The 18,092-nt window shown below is 63.8% G+C and carries 19 protein-coding genes; 7 read left to right on the top strand and 12 right to left on the bottom strand.

The features are described from left to right. Window positions 1-17: 17 nt before the first annotated feature. The 4 genes from CWO89_RS04470 (at window position 18) to CWO89_RS04455 (ending at window position 4,488) form a co-directional block, all read left to right on the top strand. The gene (locus tag CWO89_RS04470) at window positions 18-1,487 is read left to right on the top strand and encodes a D-alanyl-D-alanine carboxypeptidase family protein (protein ID WP_130577457.1); all 1,470 of its coding nucleotides are present in this window, start codon (window positions 18-20) and stop codon (window positions 1,485-1,487) included. A gap of 136 nt (window positions 1,488-1,623) precedes the next feature. After that, a complete protein-coding gene (locus CWO89_RS04465) occupies window positions 1,624-3,312 on the top strand; it encodes a long-chain fatty acid--CoA ligase (protein WP_130577456.1) in 1,689 nt (562 codons plus the stop codon). A 27-nt stretch (window positions 3,313-3,339) separates the two neighbouring features. Next, window positions 3,340-3,894: a DUF924 family protein gene (locus tag CWO89_RS04460; RefSeq protein ID WP_130577455.1), complete on the top strand. Its 555-nt coding sequence runs from the start codon at window positions 3,340-3,342 to the stop codon at window positions 3,892-3,894. A 108-nt stretch (window positions 3,895-4,002) separates the two neighbouring features. Further along, entirely contained in the window at window positions 4,003-4,488 is a 486-nt protein-coding gene (locus tag CWO89_RS04455; RefSeq protein WP_028168672.1) for a peroxiredoxin, read from the top strand. A gap of 196 nt (window positions 4,489-4,684) precedes the next feature. Here the strand turns inward: CWO89_RS04455 and rnhA are convergent, their stop codons facing one another. The 3 genes from rnhA to ispH are packed head-to-tail and all read right to left on the bottom strand — an operon-like array spanning window position 4,685 to window position 7,104. Beyond that, entirely contained in the window at window positions 4,685-5,152 is a 468-nt protein-coding gene (gene rnhA, locus CWO89_RS04450) for a ribonuclease HI (protein WP_130577454.1), read from the bottom strand. Continuing rightward, window positions 5,149-6,129, bottom strand: coding sequence for a homoserine kinase (locus CWO89_RS04445; protein ID WP_130577453.1), 981 nt, complete (start codon window positions 6,127-6,129; stop codon window positions 5,149-5,151). The genes rnhA and CWO89_RS04445 overlap by 4 nt, the downstream gene beginning before the upstream one ends. A gap of 6 nt (window positions 6,130-6,135) precedes the next feature. Beyond that, window positions 6,136-7,104: a 4-hydroxy-3-methylbut-2-enyl diphosphate reductase gene (gene ispH / locus CWO89_RS04440; protein WP_130577452.1), complete on the bottom strand. Its 969-nt coding sequence runs from the start codon at window positions 7,102-7,104 to the stop codon at window positions 6,136-6,138. A 226-nt stretch (window positions 7,105-7,330) separates the two neighbouring features. Between ispH and CWO89_RS04435 the strand changes: the two genes are divergently transcribed. Beyond that, complete coding sequence (locus tag CWO89_RS04435) at window positions 7,331-8,026, top strand: DUF1013 domain-containing protein (RefSeq protein WP_165420997.1); 696 nt, start codon at window positions 7,331-7,333, stop codon at window positions 8,024-8,026. 118 nt (window positions 8,027-8,144) lie between these two features. On the opposite strand, the gene CWO89_RS04430 is transcribed toward CWO89_RS04435, so the two are convergent. The 8 genes from CWO89_RS04430 to CWO89_RS04395 all read right to left on the bottom strand — a co-directional run bounded on the left by CWO89_RS04430 (window position 8,145) and on the right by CWO89_RS04395 (window position 14,176). Further along, on the bottom strand, window positions 8,145-8,363 hold the full coding sequence (locus tag CWO89_RS04430) for an alkylphosphonate utilization protein (RefSeq protein WP_130577450.1): 219 nt from the start codon (window positions 8,361-8,363) through the stop codon (window positions 8,145-8,147). A 226-nt stretch (window positions 8,364-8,589) separates the two neighbouring features. Then, complete coding sequence (locus CWO89_RS04425) at window positions 8,590-9,321, bottom strand: OmpW/AlkL family protein (RefSeq protein ID WP_165420996.1); 732 nt, start codon at window positions 9,319-9,321, stop codon at window positions 8,590-8,592. Window positions 9,322-9,533: 212 nt separating this feature from the next. Beyond that, window positions 9,534-10,187: a hypothetical protein gene (locus CWO89_RS04420; protein ID WP_130577448.1), complete on the bottom strand. Its 654-nt coding sequence runs from the start codon at window positions 10,185-10,187 to the stop codon at window positions 9,534-9,536. Next, window positions 10,184-10,603 carry a RusA family crossover junction endodeoxyribonuclease gene (locus tag CWO89_RS04415; RefSeq protein ID WP_130577447.1) on the bottom strand — a complete coding sequence of 140 codons (420 nt, stop codon included), beginning with the start codon at window positions 10,601-10,603 and terminating at the stop codon, window positions 10,184-10,186. Before CWO89_RS04415 ends, CWO89_RS04420 begins: the two co-directional genes overlap by 4 nt. 114 nt (window positions 10,604-10,717) lie before the next feature. After that, window positions 10,718-10,924: a DUF6494 family protein gene (locus CWO89_RS04410; protein ID WP_130577446.1), complete on the bottom strand. Its 207-nt coding sequence runs from the start codon at window positions 10,922-10,924 to the stop codon at window positions 10,718-10,720. 16 nt (window positions 10,925-10,940) lie between these two features. After that, window positions 10,941-11,210: a hypothetical protein gene (locus tag CWO89_RS04405; RefSeq protein WP_130577445.1), complete on the bottom strand. Its 270-nt coding sequence runs from the start codon at window positions 11,208-11,210 to the stop codon at window positions 10,941-10,943. Between the two features lie 139 nt (window positions 11,211-11,349). Beyond that, window positions 11,350-13,257 (bottom strand): propionyl-CoA synthetase, encoded by a 1,908-nt coding sequence (locus CWO89_RS04400; protein WP_130577444.1) that lies wholly within the window; start codon window positions 13,255-13,257, stop codon window positions 11,350-11,352. A gap of 205 nt (window positions 13,258-13,462) precedes the next feature. After that, on the bottom strand, window positions 13,463-14,176 hold the full coding sequence (locus tag CWO89_RS04395; RefSeq protein ID WP_165421005.1) for a tetratricopeptide repeat protein: 714 nt from the start codon (window positions 14,174-14,176) through the stop codon (window positions 13,463-13,465). A 205-nt stretch (window positions 14,177-14,381) separates the two neighbouring features. Here CWO89_RS04395 and CWO89_RS04390 point away from each other — a divergent pair, with 205 nt between their 5' ends. Further along, the gene (locus tag CWO89_RS04390) at window positions 14,382-15,926 is read left to right on the top strand and encodes a cation:proton antiporter (RefSeq protein WP_130577442.1); all 1,545 of its coding nucleotides are present in this window, start codon (window positions 14,382-14,384) and stop codon (window positions 15,924-15,926) included. Window positions 15,927-16,027: 101 nt separating this feature from the next. Here CWO89_RS04390 and CWO89_RS04385 read toward each other — a convergent pair whose 3' ends face one another. Next, window positions 16,028-16,831, bottom strand: coding sequence for an SDR family NAD(P)-dependent oxidoreductase (locus tag CWO89_RS04385; protein ID WP_130577441.1), 804 nt, complete (start codon window positions 16,829-16,831; stop codon window positions 16,028-16,030). Between the two features lie 363 nt (window positions 16,832-17,194). Between CWO89_RS04385 and CWO89_RS04380 the strand changes: the two genes are divergently transcribed. After that, the coding region (locus CWO89_RS04380) for a TRAP transporter permease (protein ID WP_130577440.1) at window positions 17,195-18,092 on the top strand (898 nt) is incomplete at its 3' end.

The following is an 18,092-nucleotide window of genomic DNA, read 5'->3' as shown; positions in this document are numbered from 1 at the left end:
AGGACCGGACCAGGATAGTGCACCTTCTTCGCCCGCTGCTTCGCCGATCGCTTCTCCTCTTCGTCGCCGCCGCGGCCCTCGCGCTTGCGCCGCGCGCGACCAAGGCGGAGGCGCTGCTGGTGGTGGAAGCCGATAGCGGAAAGGTGCTGCAGGCCGACAACGCGACCATGCCTTGGTATCCCGCATCGGTCACCAAGCTGATGACAGCCTATGTGTCGTTGAAGGCGGTGAAGGACGGCCGCATCTCGCTCGACACGCTGCTCACGGTCTCGCCGACGGCGGCCTCGCAGTCGCCGTCGAAGATGGGTTTCCGTCCGGGCACGCAGGTCACCGTCGACAATGCGCTGAAGATGATGCTGGTGAAGTCGGCCAACGACATGGCGGTCGTGCTCGCCGAAGGCGTCGGCGGATCGATCGACGGCTTCTCCGCGATGATGAACGAGACCGCGCAGAAGCTCGGCATGACGCAGACGAGCTACGTCAATCCGAACGGGCTGCCGGCGGACGGCCAGATCACCTCCGCACGTGACCTTGCGATCCTCGCCCGCGCCATCATCCGCGATCTTCCCGAATACGAATATTTCGTGCACATCCCCTCGATCCGCTTCGGCCGCCGGACCACGCAGAACTTCAACCGCCTGATCGGCCGCTATCCCGGCGCCGACGGTTTCAAGACCGGCTTTATCTGCGCCTCCGGCTACAACCTCGTGGCGTCGGCGACGCGCGACGGCAAGCGGCTGATCGCGGTGGTGCTCGGCGCCTCGTCGGGCCGGATGCGCGCGGTGCGCGCGGCGCAACTGCTCGATCGCGGTTTTGCCAATAACAACCTGTCCTGGCTCCGCCCTTCGCTGGGCACAGTCGAGAGTCTGGCGCCGATCGACGCTACGCCGCCGAACCTGCGCGATGAGATGTGCGGCCCCAAGCGCAAGCGGCCCGCAAGTGATGAGGACGAGGACACCGTCGCCAGCAGCAGCACCAGCAGCAGCGGCGAGACCGGCGCGACCTTCTTCGCCGCCAACCTGCCGCCGCCGATCTTCAAGCCCGCCGACTTGCTGGCGCAGCCGGCGGAGCCGTCCGAGCCGGTCGTGGTCTATACCGGCCCGACCCGGACGGGTGCGGCTTTGATCGCCGCGGTCGCGGCGGACACCGAGAAGGACACGCCAAAGCCGCGCAAGAAGAAGACGCATGTCGCGGCCAAGAAGTCGGACGCGTCTGCCGACGCCAAATCGGATGGCAAATCCGACGCCAAGCCGGCTGCAAAGCAGGCCAAGGTAGATACCAAGGCGGATACCAAGCAGGCTGCAAAGCCGGAGGCCAAGCCAGCGGCGAAGCCGGCCGCGGTCCGGCACGCCAATGCCAAGTCTGACGGCGCTGCCGCAAAGCCTTCGGAGAAGCCCGCGGCCACCGCGGGCGACAAACCGGCCGCCAAGCCGGCGAAGCCGAAGGCGGCGGCCAAGCCGAAGAACGACGGCAAGCCGGCCAGTTAACCGCGCCGCAACATCCCCCGATTTGCTGATGCGTCGAACGGGCGCGGGCGGCTTGCCATCGGCCGCCGGCTAGCCCAATACTGCCAAAAAGAAGGCAGTCCGGGCCACGGTCCGGGGACGAGGAGAGGGGATTTCCATGGAGCGCATCTGGCTCAAGTACTACCCGGCCGGCGTGCCCGCCGACATCGACGTCACGCAATACTCATCGCTGGTTGAGCTGCTCGAGGAAAGCTTTGCGAAGTTCGCCGACCGCAAGGCCTTCATCTGCATGGACAAGGCGATCACCTATCGCGAGCTCGACGAGATGTCGACCGCGCTCGGCGCCTATCTGCAGAGCCTCGGCCTGCAAAAGGGCGCGCGCGTCGCGCTGATGATGCCGAACGTGCTGCAATATCCGATCTCGACCGCCGCCGTGCTGCGTGCCGGATACGCCGCCGTCAACGTCAACCCGCTCTACACCCCGCGCGAGCTCGAGCACCAGCTCAAGGATTCCGGCGCAGAAGCCATCATCGTTCTGGAGAATTTCGCTGCCACCGTGCAGCAGGTGCTGGGCAAGACCTCGGTCAAGCACGTCATCGTCGGCAGCATGGGCGACCTGCTTGGCTTCAAGGGCGTGATCGTCAATCTGGTGGTGCGCCGGGTGAAGAAGATGGTGCCGCCGTTCTCGATCCCGCGCGCCGTCGCATTCAACACTGCTGTCGCCGCAGGCCGGGGCATGAAGCTCAACCGGCCCAGGATCACGCCCGATGACGTCGCCTTCCTGCAATATACCGGCGGCACCACCGGCGTCTCCAAGGGAGCCACCCTGCTCCACCGCAACATCGTCGCCAACGTGCTGCAGAACGACGCCTGGCTGCAGCCGGCGATCAAGAAGCCGCCGCATGTCGACCAGCTCTTCATCGTCTGCGCGCTGCCGCTCTACCACATCTTCGCGCTGACCGCCTGCTATCTGCTGGCGGTGCGCGCCGGCGGCGTCAACCTCCTGATCCCGAACCCGCGCGATCTGCCCGGCTTCGTCAAGGAGCTCGCGAAATACCAGATCAACAGCTTTCCCGCCGTCAACACGCTCTACAACGGCTTGTTGAACACACCCGGCTTCGACAAGCTCGACTTCTCCAAGCTCAAGACCTCCTTCGGCGGCGGCATGGCCACGCAAAAGCCGGTGGCCGAGAAATGGCTGGCGGTGACCGGCTGCGCGCTGTCGGAAGGCTACGGCTTGTCCGAGACCTCGCCGACGCTGACCTGCAACCCCGCCGACACCGACAAGTTCTCCGGCTCGATCGGCCTGCCGGTGCCTTCGACTTATCTCTCGATCCGCGACGATGACGGCAATGAACTGCCGCTCGGACAGGCCGGCGAGATCTGCGCCAAGGGCCCGCAGGTGATGTCGGGCTACTGGAACCGGCCGGACGAGACCGCGCGGGTGATGACCGCGGACGGCTATTTCCGCACCGGCGACATCGGGGTGATGGACGAGAACGGCTACACCAAGATCGTCGACCGCAAGAAGGACATGATCCTGGTCTCCGGCTTCAACGTCTATCCGAACGAGATCGAGGAAGTGATCGCGAGCCATCCGGGCGTGCTCGAATGCGCCGTGATCGGTGTGGCCGACGCCAAGACCAGCGAGGCGGTCAAAGCCTTCATCGTCCGCAAGGACCCGAGCCTCACCGCCGAGGAGATCATCAAGTTCTGCGGCACCCAGCTCACCAACTACAAGGTGCCGAAGCAGATCGAGTTCAGGACCGAGCTGCCGAAGACCAATGTCGGAAAGATCCTGCGCCGCGAATTGCGCGACGAGAAGAAGCCGGCGGCTGCGGCCTGAATTCGCGCGCCAGCGGACGTTCGGACCATGATTGACGTTCGCGATGTCACGCCGGGCGAGATCCTGGCGTTCTGGCGCGCGGCCGGCCCCGATCGCTGGTACGCGGGCGACGATGCGTTCGATGCGGAAATACGCGACCGCTATCTCGAGCTCTGGCGGAAGGCGGCGGGCGGCGAGTTGTCGTCATGGGAGATGATCGACGACGGGGCGCTGGCGCTCGTCATCATTCTCGATCAGTTTCCCCGCAACATGTTCCGCGGCGACGCGCTGACCTATTCAAGCGACGCGCTGGCGCGGGAGGTGGCGCATCGGGCCATCGACCGCGGGGTGGATGCGCGGATCGACCCCGACCTGCTCGAATTCCTCTACATGCCCTTCATGCATTCGGAGCATCTGCCCGACCAGATCCGCTGCATCGAGCTGTTCCGGAACATCGGCAATACGGAGCAGCTCGAATATGCGGAGGGGCACGCCGATATCATCCGGCGGTTCGGCCGCTTTCCTCACCGCAACCGCATCCTGCGGCGCGCGACCACGCCCGAAGAGCAGGCCTTCCTGGACGAAGGCGGATTTTCCGGATGATGACGGAACGGTGAAGGCGCGCGGCCGTTGCGGTTTTGACGCTCGCGAATATTGTGCCCGCAAGCTGCACGGTCTACAAAACATCAGCTCATTCAGGGAGACTGGACGATGACGATCCAAGTTGGCGGCAAGCTGCCGGATGCCAAGTTTCGCGTGATGACCGAGGAAGGTCCGCAGGTGCGGACCACCGATGATGTCTTCAAGGGCAAGAAGGTGGCGCTGTTCGCAGTGCCCGGCGCCTACACCGGCACCTGCCACAAGATGCATCTGCCGAGCATCTTCCTCAACGCCTACGCCATCAAGGACAAGGGCGTCGACACCATCGCGATCGTCTCGGTCAACGATGCCTTCGTCATGAACGCCTGGAAGCGCGACACCGACCAGCGCGACGAGGCGCTGTTCCTCGCCGACGGCAACGCCGATTTCACCAAGGCGATCGGCATGGAGCTCGATGCCTCCGGCAACGGGCTCGGCATCCGCTCCAAGCGCTATTCGATGCTGGTCGAGGACGGCGTGGTGAAGAAGCTCAACCTCGAACCGGCCCCGGGCAAGGTCGAGGTCTCCGGCGGCGACACGCTGCTGGCGCAGCTCTAAGCTTCCCCCCGTCATTGCGAGGAGCGTAGCGACGAAGCAATCCACGCCTCAGCAAGCGGCGAAATGGATTGCTTCGCTTCGCTCGCAATGACGGACGACGACGGAGAGGCCGTAGGGTGGGCAAAGCGAAGCGTGCCCACCGTTTTTTGCACCGAACGTGGATGGTGGGCACGCTGCGCTTTGCCCACCCTACCAACTACGAACCGCCGACTTTTTCCTTCAGCCGCGCCATGGCGACGCCTTCGCGGGCGAGCTGGTCGGCGCGCTCGTTTTCGGCGTGGCCGGCGTGGCCCTTGATCCAGTGCCAGCGCACCTCGTGCGGCTTCAGCGCGGCATCGAGCCGCTGCCATAGCTCGACATTCTTCACCGGCTTCTTGTCGGCAGTACGCCAGCCGTTCTTCTTCCAGCCGAAGATCCAGGCGGTGATGCCCTGGCGGACATATTGGCTGTCGGTGGTGAGATCGACCACGCAGGGCTTCTTCAGCGCCTCCAGCGCCGAAATCGCCGCCATCAATTCCATGCGGTTGTTGGTGGTATGGGCCTCGCCGCCCTTCAATTCCTTCTCGACGTCGCCGAATTTCAGTATCGCGCCCCAGCCGCCCGGGCCGGGATTGCCCGAGCAGGCGCCGTCGGTGAAAACAGTCACATGCGGCTTTTCGCTCACGCCACGCACCCCGCCTGCGTCACGCCGTAATCGCTGAGCGTCTTCACGCTCTGCTGGAAGCGCAGCTTGCGCACATATTCCAGCGGGTCCTTGGGCTTCACCAGCGCACCTGGCGGCACGTTGAGGAAATCGACCAAACGCGTCAGCAGGAAGCGCAGCGCGGCGCCGCGCGCGAGCAGCGGCAGCGCCGCCTGCTCTCCTTCCGACAACGGCCGCGCCCGGCCATATGCATTGAGGAGCGCGCGCGCTTTCGTCGCGTTGAAGGAATGGTCCGGCTCGAAGCACCAGGCATTGAGGCAGATCGCCACGTCATAAGCCAGGATGTCGTTGCAGGAGAACGGGAAGTCGATCAGCCCCGACAGTCTGTCGCCGAGGAAGAACACGTTGTCCGGAAACAGATCGGCATGGATGACGCCGACCGGCAGATCGGCCGGCCAATTCGCCTCGAGATAGCCAAGCTCGCGCTCGACGAAATCGCGCAGGCCCGCCTGCACGCTGTCGGCGCGCGCGCCGGCAAGATCGAACAGCGGCCGCCAGCCGGCAACCGAGAGCGGGTTCTGGCGGAACATCGGGAAATCGAGCCCGGCAAGATGCATCTTCGCCAGCGCCTCGCCGACGGCGCCGCAATGTCCGACATTCGGCCGCCGCGGCCACATGCCTTCGAGGAAATTGATGACCGCCGCCGGCCGCCCCGCGAGCCGGCTAAAGACCTCGCCCTTGCGGTTTCGCGCCGGCTGCGGGCAGCTCACGCCGCGCTCGGCGAGATGCGCCATCAGCGACAGGAAATACGGAAGGTCATCCTCCGCCACGCGCTTCTCGTAGAGCGTCAGGATGAACGAGCCGCAGCTCGTGTGCAGCAGGAAGTTCGAGTTCTCGACGCCCTCGGCGATCCCCTTGTAGGAGAGGAGATCGCCGATGTCGTAACCTCTAAGGAATTCCGCTAGCTCTTCGGCGGCGACGTCGGTGTAGACCGCCATAAACGACTACTCGGCGGCGGCTTCAGGACGCAGCGAGCGCGGCAGCGGGAAGAACTCGTTTTCTTCCGCGGCCGAGACGGTCTCGACATGCAATTCAAAGCGCTCGGCGAACGCGTCCATGATCTCTTCGACGATCACTTCCGGCGCGGAGGCGCCGGCCGTGATGCCGAGGCTGCTGATGCCCTCAAAGCGATCCCAGTCGATGTCGCTGGCACGCTGCGCCAGCACCGCGATCGGGCAGCCCTCGCGCTCGGCGACCTCGCGCAGGCGCTGCGAGTTGGAGGAGTTCGGCGCGCCGACCACGATCAGCGCATCGACCACCGGAGCCACCTTCTTCACCGCGAGCTGGCGGTTGGTGGTGGCATAGCAGATGTCTTCCTTGTGCGGCCCGTTGACGTTCGGGAAGCGCTCCTTGAGCAGCGCGACGATCTCGGCGGTATCGTCGATCGACAGCGTGGTCTGGGTCACAAAGGCGAGGTTGTTGGGATCCTTCGGGGTGAAGGTCTTGGCGTCCTCGGCGGTCTCGATCAGGGTCACGGCGCCCGCAGGCAACTGGCCGAGCGTGCCGACCACCTCCGGGTGGTGGGAATGCCCGATCAGGAGGATCTCGCGGCCACGCTTGAAATGGATCGCGGCTTCCCGGTGCACCTTGGTGACCAGCGGACAGGTGGCGTCCAGCGAGAACAAATGGCGTGCCTGCGCATCCGCCGGAACCGACTTTGGAACCCCATGAGCGGAAAAAACCACCGGTGCGGTGGTATTCGCGGGGATTTCGGCCAGTTCCTCGACGAAAATCGCGCCCTTCTTCTTCAGGCCGTCCACGACATATTTATTGTGGACGATCTCGTGCCGGACATAAACCGGGGCGCCGTAGATCATCAGCGCCCGTTCCACGGTGTCGATGGCCCGGACCACCCCGGCACAAAAGCCGCGTGGCGAACAAAGCACGATTCTCAGGTCTGGTTTGGCTGGCATGGAGCGATCTCGCGACCGAATCACCCCTTGCCGGCGGGCAGGGAACGGTCAGTTGGGTAAGGACTTTAGCCCGACTTGGGCTGGGTTTCGGACGGTGTCAAGGCACTCTAGCAGAACCATTGCGCCACCGGTACCCGAAGGATTATATAGGGCTTGATTCCCGTCATCGCTGATGACCCCCGGTTTCGCCTCCAAAGAGGTGGGCGAAGCACAAAGGAGATTTGCCATGAGCAACGCACCTCTGATGCCCAAGGCGACCGCCGTCTGGCTCCTCGATAATACCGCGCTGACCTTCGACCAGGTCGCCGATTTCACCAAGATGCACCCGTTGGAGGTCCGCGCCATCGCGGACGGCGACGCCGCCCAGGGCATCAAGGGCATGGACCCGATCTCGACCGGCCAATTGAGCCGCGACGAGATCGAAAAGGGCGAAAGGGACCCCAACTATCGCCTCAGGCTCGGCGAGAGCAAGGTGGTGCTGCCGGCCGCCGCCAAGCGCAAGGGCCCGCGCTATACGCCGGTGTCGCGCCGCCATGAGCGGCCGAGCGCGATCCTGTGGCTGGTCCGCAACCATCCCGAACTGAAGGACGCCCAGATCATGCGGCTGGTCGGAACCACCAAGACCACGATCGCCAGCGTCCGCGACCGCACCCACTGGAATACCTCGACGCTGACCCCGATGGACCCGGTGACGCTCGGCCTGTGCTCGCAGATCGAGCTCGACTTCGAGGTGCAGCGCGCCGCCAAGGAGAAGCCCGCCACCGCCACCTATGGTGGCGCCACGCTGCTGCCGGCCTCCGAGACCACGCGGAAGGAGCCGGAGTTCGAGCCCGCCGAGAGAAAGGGCGACGACCTCAACGTCGACGCCGTGTTCGCCAAGCTGAAGACGATCGGCGGCAAGAAAGAAGAGCAGGAAGAATAAGGCTGCCTCGCATTCGGTACGAGGCATGCGAAACGCGGCGGATCAACCCGCCGCGTTTTTGTTGGAGTGATGCAGCAGCCGCGACCCGGTGGCGGGTGATGACGGCGGATGGCCGCCCTCACGCCTTCTTCAAGAACTCCGTGCGCAGGACCAGGCCCTTGACCTTGTCGGTGCGGCCCTCGATTTCGTCCTCGTTATCGGTGAGGTGGATGTTCTTGATCACCGTGCCGCGCTTCAAGACCGTGGACGAGCCTTTCAGCTTCAGGTCCTTGATCAGCGTGACGCTGTCGCCTTCGGCGAGCGGCGCGCCGTTTGAATCCCTAACCTTGATGTCCATGTGATGCTTTCCGCGGCGCGCGCTGAGATGGGAATGATCTCATCTCTTAATTTGAGCATGATCTCCGCGCAAACGCTTCGCGTTTGTCGCGAGGGAAAACCGGTTTCCACTTTTCCGGATCATGCTCTAGCGCAATTCGATCTGGTCCGTCATCTCATGCTGGCTCAGCACCAAGGCGGCCAGCGGCGCCGGAGCCCGGCTCCCGGCGCCGCCGTCCCCCGCGGCGTCAGAACTTGTAGACGACGCCGCCGCCCACCAGCCACGGATCGATATTGGCGCGCCCGGTGACTGGAATTGCGTTGTTGACGGTTGCCGAGTAGTCCGGCCGCAGCCACAGCTTCTTCACGTCGACGTTGAGGCCCCAGTGGCGGTCGAGCATGTAGTCGAAGCCGAACTGGACCGCGGCGCCGACCTGGTTGCTGATGTGCAGATCCGTCACCGCAAGACCGCCGACCGGCGTATTGGCCGCGGACTGGTTGAAGAACACGGTGTAGTTGATGCCGGCACCGATATACGGCTTGAACGCGCCAAGCCCGGTGAAGTGATATTGCAGGGTCAGCGTCGGCGGCAACAGCCAGGCCTTACCGATGTCGAGCCCGTTGAGCGCCCCGGTACCGCTGATGTGATGCCTGGTCGCGCCAAGGATGAGTTCGGCGGCTAAATTCTCGGTGAAGAAATAGGTGATGTCGAGCTCCGGGATGACCTGATCGCTAATCGAGAGCCCCGAATTCGGTGACGACAGGCCCGGAACGCCGAAGACGTTAACCGAGCTGCCGCCCGCATCCGGCAGCACGCCGAGCGCGCGCAGACGGATCATCCAGGGGTTGAAGGTCTCCACCGGCGGCGGTGCCTTCGCCTTGTAGACCGGCGCCAGATCCGCAGCCTGCGCCGACATGGCAGCCCCACCGAACGCCGCCGCAAGCACGAGCGACGCCGTCAAAATTGTTCTTGTCCTCATCAAATTCCCCATCGCCAAGTCTTCCCATCGCCAAGTCCGCGCGGAAAGTCGCGCGTTGCCTCTCTCAGACCAGAAGCGGGACGGTGAAGGATTTGATGCGGATCAAATCAGACGAGACATGGCGTGATTGAGTCACACCGTTGCAAAAGTATCACGGCAAACGGCGTTGCGATTCAGTCGTAGCGGTAACGCATGACCGCGCATCGAGGTCACTATCTGTTTTCGGCCGGCAGCAGCTTCGCCAATGTCTTCAGGACAGCAACGAAGCCGTTGAGCAACTCCGGACCAACCTCGGAATCAAGTTGACCGTGAACTATTGCGTTCCTGACCACAATCGCTGCCCTTAACCTGTCGGCTTCTTCCGGCGTAACATATCCCGCAGACCCAAGTACCTCTACGAGACGTGCAGGCGTTTGCGGCCGCTGGAATTGATCCGGAAGCAAGGCTCGGCCGATGGCTTCAAGCGTCGCCCATGCCATCACGAGAGCGGCCAGCGAATGGCCGGCATTACTCAAATCAACGACACGCTGAATCGATTCGTTGATTGCGGCAGTCGAAGCGATCTCCAGCAATTTGCCGGACACTGCGGGTGACGCGTAGAACACCCTGAGCTCCCAATCATCGCGATCGGCAAACAGAGATTGCAGCGTTTTTATCTTCTGAGTGGAGCCTGTGTTTGAGCCGACAACTTCAATTGCGATCTTCTTATCCTTTCTGAGAGCGATGGCGTCCGGCCTATACTCTTGCATAAAGGGCGGAAGGATTGATGGAGACGGGTTTATGTAGACGTCAAATCCCTCCGCCTGATAGCGGGGCAGAAGACTTTCGATCACTTCGGCTTCGCTGCTTCCAGGGACACTCGTCATGTCAGATCCTCGAATGGATCGTTCGACAACCGAACATATAAAATAGGCTTGGTTCTATTTAGCGCGTCCTGCAGGGTCGGACTAGGAGTCCCAAATCCGAAGACGTTTCCAGGTTCGAACTTCTGAACCAGAACCCGATGGACCTGCCGATCATCCACGTAGATATGCTTACCCAATGCATCAAGCACAGGCTTGACAATGTTGTCGATATCACCGGCCATCTCGGCAGCGGGGAAATAAAACAATGTTGCCGCGACCGGGCCTTCCGTCGCGAAATGCCCCTCCGGCAGGACCGCTCGCGTCGCATCAATAACGCGCGCCTTCCATTGATCCACTGACTCCCGGCGCTTGGCGGATAGGGAAACGGGAGTTCCGGCCACCAAGAATTCAAGCGGAAACTCGATTTCCACGCTCATCGCCGTAGTTCGAAGGCCAAAAACAGTATCAATTCAGAAAACCCGAGGCTTGCACAGGCCCGGCTCCATTTCAACTGCCTTGCTTCGAGCGGCCTCCATAGCTGCTCGCTGGCTTCATCCGAGCGCGATTTCTTCCGTCACCTCGTGCTTGAGCCCGACGGCGTCGATCGTCAGCGTCATTTTCGCCGTCAGCTTCTCGTTGCCCTTGAGGCGGCCGGCTTCGATCGCGTCGCGTACGGCCTTTTCGATCTCGCGCTGGGAGGTGATGCCGACGCGCTTCAGGAATCGGCGCAGGCTTTCGTTGAAGACATCCTCGTTCATGACGTTCCTCCTCTGCTTATGGCCTCACCGGATTGTTGAGCATGTATTCGCCGAGATTGCGCTGACGACGGTCGGCGCGCGCTTCGGCGTTCTGCCGCTGGACGTCGCGGTCCTTGCGGCAGGCGACGTATTCGGGCGAGCCCTGCTGGACGTTGTTGGCGCGGCAGAACGCGTCGTCGTCACCCGCGGCATCGGCCAGCGGCGCCGTCCTCCGCTCGAGGCAGCCGACGAGCAGTGGCGCGACTAGGAACAGCGCGATATGGGCTCGGGCGAAGTAACGTCGCATACGTGGTTTCCCTCTTTCGTCATTGCCGTGTGCCCGTCCCCGACCTGATCGGGGATGACCCGGCAATCCATCGAAAAGATGGCGGCTTCTCTGATCTTGATGGATGCCCGGGTCAAGCCCGGGCATGACGATCCAACCGTCACACCCTTCCCTTCAGCGCGTCGCCGATCTCGTCGAGCACCTTGGGGTCCTCGATCGTGGCCGGCATGGTCCAGCTTTCGCCATCGGCGATCTTCTTGATGGTGCCGCGGAGGATCTTTCCGGAGCGCGTCTTCGGCAGGCGGCCGACCGTGATCGCGAGCCTGAAGGCGGCGACCGGGCCGAGCTTTTCGCGCACCAATGCCACGATCTCCTTCTCGATCTCGGCGGGCGGGCGGCTGACGCCGGCCTTCAGCACCAGGAAACCGCAGGGCACTTCGCCCTTGATCGCATCCTTGACGCCGAGCACGGCGCATTCGGCGACATCGGGATGCGAGGCCAGGATCTCCTCCATGCCGCCGGTGGAGAGCCGGTGACCGGCAACATTGATGATGTCGTCGGTGCGCCCCATCACCCAGACATAGCCGTCCTCATCCTTGTAGCCGGCGTCCGACGTTTTGTAGTAGCCGGGGAATTCGGAGAGGTAGGCTTCCTTGAAGCGCTCATCCTGCTGCCACAGCGTCGGCAGGCAGGCGGGCGGCATCGGCAGCTTGATCACGATCGAGCCCATGGTGCCCGCGGGCACCGGCCTTGCCGCTTCATCGACCACGTCGACCTGATAGCCCGGCATCGGCACCGTCGGCGAGCCATGCTTGACCGGCAGCATGCCGAGCCCCACCGGATTGCCGGCAATGCACCAGCCGGTCTCGGTCTGCCACCAATGGTCGACCACCGGTACCTTCAATTGTGCCTCCGCCCATTCCACCGTCGGCGGATCGGCGCGCTCGCCGGCGAGGAAGAGCGTGCGGAAATTTGCCAGATCATATTGCCGGATGAACTTGCCTTCCGGATCCTCCTTGCGGATGGCGCGGAAGGCAGTCGGCGCGGTGAAGAACGCAACCGCCTTGTGCTCGGAGATCACCCGCCAGAACGCGCCGGCATCGGGCGTGCCGATCGGCTTGCCTTCATACATGATCGAGGTCGCGCCATGGAACAGCGGGCCATAAACGATGTAGCTGTGGCCGACCACCCAGCCGATGTCGGAGCCGCACCACCAGACCTCGCCCGGCTTGACGCCGTAGAGGTTGAACATCGACCATTTCAGCGCAACGAGATGCCCGCCATTGTCGCGCACGACGCCCTTCGGGATTCCCGTCGTGCCGGAGGTGTAGAGGATGTAGAGCGGGTCGGTCGCGAGCACCGGGACGCAAGGCGCGGCCTTGCCGGCATCGAGTGCGGCGCGGCTCAAGCTGGCCCAGTCGTGATCGCGGCCCGCGGTGAGCTCGCAACCATGCTGCGGACGCTGCAGGATGATGCAGGCTTCCGGCTTGGCGCTGGCAAGCTTGATCGCCTCGTCGAGCAGCGGCTTGTACTGCACGATGCGGCCGGGCTCGATGCCGCAGCTCGCCGAAAAGATCAGCTTCGGCTTGGCATCGTCGATGCGGCTGGCCAATTCCTTTGCGGCAAAACCGCCGAACACCACGCTGTGCACCGCGCCGATCCGCGCGCAGGCCAGCATCGCCACCACCGCTTCCGGCACCATCGGCATATAGAGGATGACGCGGTCACCCTTGGTCACGCCGAAATCCTGCATGACCGCGGCGAGCGCCTGCACTTCCTTCAGAAGCCCGGCATAGGTGAATTTCGTGATGCTGCCGGTGAGTGGGGAATCGTGGATCAGTGCGACCTGGTCGGCGCGGCCGCCGAGCACGTGGCGATCGAGCGCGTTGTAGCAGGTGTTGACGACGGCGCCGGTGAACCAGCGCCCATAGACGCCGAGCGAGGGATCGAAAACCTTCTTGGCCGGCTCGATCCAATCGATCTCCCGCGCCGCCTCGCTCCAGAAACCATCGGGATCAGCCAGCGAGCGTGCATGGATCTCGTGATAGCGGCTGTTGTGAATGTTCATGGCGTTCCTCCCGGTCTTTCTCCCCGTCATGGCCGGGCTCGTCCCGGCCATCCACGCGTTGCTTCCTCAGCCGGGAAGGACGTGGATGCCCGGCACGAGGCCGGGCATGACGCAAGCGGCTAGTTCATCGTCTTTGACCGCATTGTCACGGACAGCGGCCACGATTCAAGCCGAAAAGAGCGCTCCATTCAGCCAGCGGCCGCAGCTAATACCCGTCGACCCCGTTTAGCTTCTGCAGCCGCCGCTTCATCGCCGTCGGCAGGTCATAGCCGGGACGGCCGAACTGGGCGTTGCGGCGGGCGATGAATTCGTCCTGCTCGCGCTGCAGGGCGCGGGCGGCACGCGGATTCTCGGCCTCGCGGACCGCCCTGGCATTTGCCGCAAAGATCTCGCGGTCGAGGTCGGCGAGATCAGGGCTGGCGCAGATGGCCCTCTCCACCGTGCGGCGCGCCTTGGCGCAATTGAAACTCGGCTTGCCGGCGACGGCCATCAGCGCGCCGAGGCGCTCGAGCTCCAGCGCCAGCGACTTGTAGTTGGCGCGCGCCGCGGCGTGATCCGGGTTCAGCTTGATCGCTGCGCCGAAGTCAGCGAGCGCCTTGGGCCGGTCGCCCTTCTTGCGCCAGAGCTCGCCGCGCGCATTGAAGCTATCGGCGAGCGTCGGATCCAGCCTCAGCACGGCGTCGTAATCGGAGATCGCGCGGTCGACCATGTCCTTGCGGGCATAGGCGTCACCGCGCGCGATCAGCGCCTTGACGCGATCGGCCTTGGCGGTGTTTTCGTTGTCGATCAGCGCCGTGCAGAGATCGACGGCCTTATCGTTATCGTCAGCGCCGGCAGCAGTGAGGCATGGCGCGGGATCGGCCTGCACATCCTTGAGCGGTTCTACGCTGGTTGCAAATGCAGGCTGGGCGAGCGCCATGCAAAGGCTCGACGCGACGATGACGCGTCGGATGAAGAGCCAGGATTGCATCGATTGGTCCGGTAGGAATTCTTGATCTCGAGCCAATGGTAGCAAACGACGCGTACCCCGCACCAGCGGGAGATTTGTCGCGATTTCCGCGCTTGCTCATGGGCTCGCAAACTCATGCTAGATTAGCCAATGACTGCCAACAGGAATTTGACGCGTGTCAACCTTCGAATGGACCATCGTCCTGCTGCTCGTCGCCATTCCGCTGTCGGCGGTGGCGCGACGGATCAACGTGCCTTATCCGACCTTCCTTGCGGTCGGCGGCGTGCTCCTGACCTTCCTGCCGTCGGGGCCATCCTGGACATTGGAACCCGGCCTCGCGCTGGCGCTGTTCGTGGCACCTGTGCTGCTCGATGCCGCATTCGATACGTCGCTCCGCGACCTCCGCAACAACTGGTTGCCGGTGTCGATGCTGGTGCTCGCTGCGGTCGGCACCACGACCGCCGCCGTCGCGCTGGTGGCGCATTGGCTGAGGCCGGACATGCCATGGGCCGCGGCGATCGCATTGGGCGCCATCGTCGCTCCGCCGGATGCGGCGGCCGCGGTCGCGATCCTGCGCCAGGTCAAGCTGCCCTATCGGCTGCTGAAGATCCTCGAGGGCGAAAGCCTGCTCAATGATGCCAGCGCGCTGCTGATCTATCGCGTCGCCGTTGGCACTGTGGCAGTCGAACACCTGAAGCTGCGCGAATTTGCGCCGTCGCTCGTGCTGGCGGTGATCGGCAGCCTGATCGCCGGCTATCTCTTCGCCCGGCTTTCGATGCTGCTGACGCGCCGAATCGCTTACGCGCCGAGCGCGATCATCACCCAGTTCGGCGGCACGTTCATGGCGTGGATCATCGCCGAGCGGATCGGCCTGTCCGGCATCCTCACCATCGTCGTCTTCGCCATCACCATGGCGCGTACTGCACCGGCGCGGACGCCGGCGCGACTACGCGTGCCGTCCTACGCGGTGTGGGAGACCGTGGTGTTCGTGCTCAACGTGCTCGCCTTCATGCTGATCGGCATGCAGCTCAAGCCGATCTGGGCCGGGCTCGACGAGGTCGTGCGCGTGGAATATTGCATCTTTGCCGCAAGCGCGCTGGCGGCCGTCGTCCTCGCGCGCATCGGCTGGGTGATGAGCTATGGCGCCGTCGTCAGGCGGCTGGTGGCGTGGGGGCTGTTTCATCCCCACCGCGCCGCGCCGCCGCCGACGGTCAAGGGCGGCATCGTCGTTTCCTGGTGCGGCATGCGCGGCATCGTCACGCTGGCGGCCGCTTTTGCATTGCCGGAAGATTTTCCGTATCGCGACCTGATCCTGCTGACCGCCTTTTCTGTGGTATTTGGAACGCTGGTGATCCAGGGCTTGACCCTGCGGCCTTTGATCCTGGCGCTGCGTCTGAAGGACGACGACCCGGTGACGGCCGAGGCAGCGCGCGCCCGCGCCATCGCCTTTCGCGCCGCGCTGGAGGAGATCGACAGCGATCCGTCCGAAGAGGCCGAAATCCTCAGGCTGGAGTACCGCGCGCTCCTGATGCGCGCGGAGACCGATCCAAGCGGCGGCGTCACCTCGAGCGAGCTTCCCGCCGACCCCTTAAGACGCCGCGCGATCAGCGCCGCCCGGCAATCGCTCTTGACGCTGCGTGAATCCGAGGAGATCGGCGATGATGCGTTTCACCTGATCGAGGAAGAACTCGACCGTGCGGAATTGAGCGCGCAGGCGTAACGGGAATTTGTAGGGTGGGCAAAGCGAAGCGTGCCCACCTTTCTTGCACCGAACGTGGATGGTGGGCACGCTTCGCTTTGCCCACCCTACGGCACCACGCGCTAACTCACCTTCAGCGTCACGCCGCCGTCGACGACGAGTTCAATTCCTGTGACGTATTTCGATTCGTCCGAAGCCAGGAACAGCGCGGCGTTGGCGACGTCCCAGGCGTCGCCCATGTGGCCCATCGGCACCTGCGCGTCGCGAGCGCGCCACATCTCGTCCACATCGCCGGCAGCATAGCTGGCGGCGAGGCCGGCGGAATGCGCCACCATCGGCGTCTTCATCAGACCGGGCAGGATCGCATTCACGCGCACATGGTCGCGCGCGAACTGCACCGCGGTGGTGCGCGTCATCTGGTTCATCGCCGCCTTGGTGGTGGCGTAGGTGACGTAGGAAATGCCGAGATGGCGGATCGAGGCAATCGAGGAGATGTTGATGATCGAGCCGCCGCCCTGCTTCTGCATCACGGGGATCACGTGCTTCATGGCAAGATAGGCGCTCTTGAGGTTGACGGCGAACACGCGGTCCCATTCCGCTTCGCTCACCTCGACGACGCTGCCCATCTCGGCGATGCCGACATTGTTGTCTGTTACGTCGATGCGGCCGTATGTCTTGAGGCATGCCGCGACCATCGCCTCGACGTCGGCCGCACGCGAGACATCCGCGGTGAACGCGGTCGCATTGCCGCCCTCGCCGGTGATGATGCCGGCCGTCTCTTCCGCGGCAGCCGCGTTACGGTCGACACAGAACACGCTGGCACCCTCGCGGGCAAAGGTGACGGCGGTCGCCTTGCCATTGCCCCAGCCCGGCCCGATCGAGCCGGCGCCGACCACCATCGCGATTTTGCCCTTGAGCCGATCCATTGGTTTCTCCCTTGCTATTCGTGTTGTAGCCCGGATGAAGCGAAGCGTAATCCGGGGCCTGGCGCTCCCAAATCACAGCTTCGCTTATCCGGGCTAAGGATTACAGGCCGGCGCGCCAGGCGCCGACCAAGAATGCGGCAGCCGCCAACCTGGAATTCATGAGTATTCCCCTTGCCGGGAAATTGGCCGGACGCGCGCCCGCGGTCAACCCAATCCGGCTGAAGTGCCCGATGCATACGCCGCATGTATCATCCGAAAGTCGCAGGCGCGATGCCCCTTGCAACGCTTCCCCCAAACCAGCATGAATGCGCCGCCCAAGACCCGGCCATCCAGCCGGGCTACAGAGAGCGTACCGGGGGAAGCATGACCACAGAAGGCCGACCGTCAGGCAAATCGTCGCCCAATGACGACGTCGTCGCCATCTCCGAGGAGGCGCTGCAAAAAGCGGAAACCTTCGTTGAGGCTGAGGAAGGCGCGACCAACCGCCTGATGGGCTGGGCGGGACGCATTTCGACCACGATCGCGGTGGTCATGAGCCTGTTCCACCTCTATGCCGCCTACGCGATCGTTCCGACCCAGGAACTTCGCTATACCCATGTCGCCTTCACGCTGGTGCTGAGCTTCCTGCTGTTTCCGCTGGCTACCCGGTTTCGCAACCGCGTACGCTGGTGGGACATCGTGCCGGGCATCGTTGCGGTCGCAACCATCGTCTATGCGCTGTGGGGCGGCGAGGATTTCACCGACCGCGCCACCACGCCCGACCACCTGGATGTCATCGTCGGCATTGTCTTCATCGTGCTGCTACTCGAGGCGACGCGGCGCACGACCGGACCCATCATGCCCGTGGTGTCGCTGTTCTTCATCGCCTATGCGATGCTCGGTCCGCATTTGCCGGCACCGTGGACCCACCGTGGCTATGATTTGTCCCGCCTGGTGGGCCATCTCTTCATCACCCTGGAAGGCATTTTCGGCGTCGCGGTCGATGTGTCGGCCACGCTGATCATCCTGTTCACCATCTACGGCGCATTCCTGCAGCAATCCGGCGCCGGGAAATTCTTCATCGACTTCTCGCTGGCGCTGATGGGCGGCAAGCCGAACAGCGCAGGACGGACGGTCGTGCTGTCGTCGTTCCTGCTCGGCGGCCCCTCGGGTTCCGGCGTCGCCACCACCGTGATGATCGGCACCGTGGCCTATCCGATGCTGGCCAAAGCAGGCTTTGAGAAAAACGCCGCCGGCGGATTGCTGGCGGCCGGCGGCCTCG

The organism is Bradyrhizobium sp. Leo170 (assembly GCF_004296405.1).
Lineage (GTDB): Bacteria > Pseudomonadota > Alphaproteobacteria > Rhizobiales > Xanthobacteraceae > Bradyrhizobium.
This window is presented reverse-complemented; position numbering and strand designations above follow the sequence as displayed.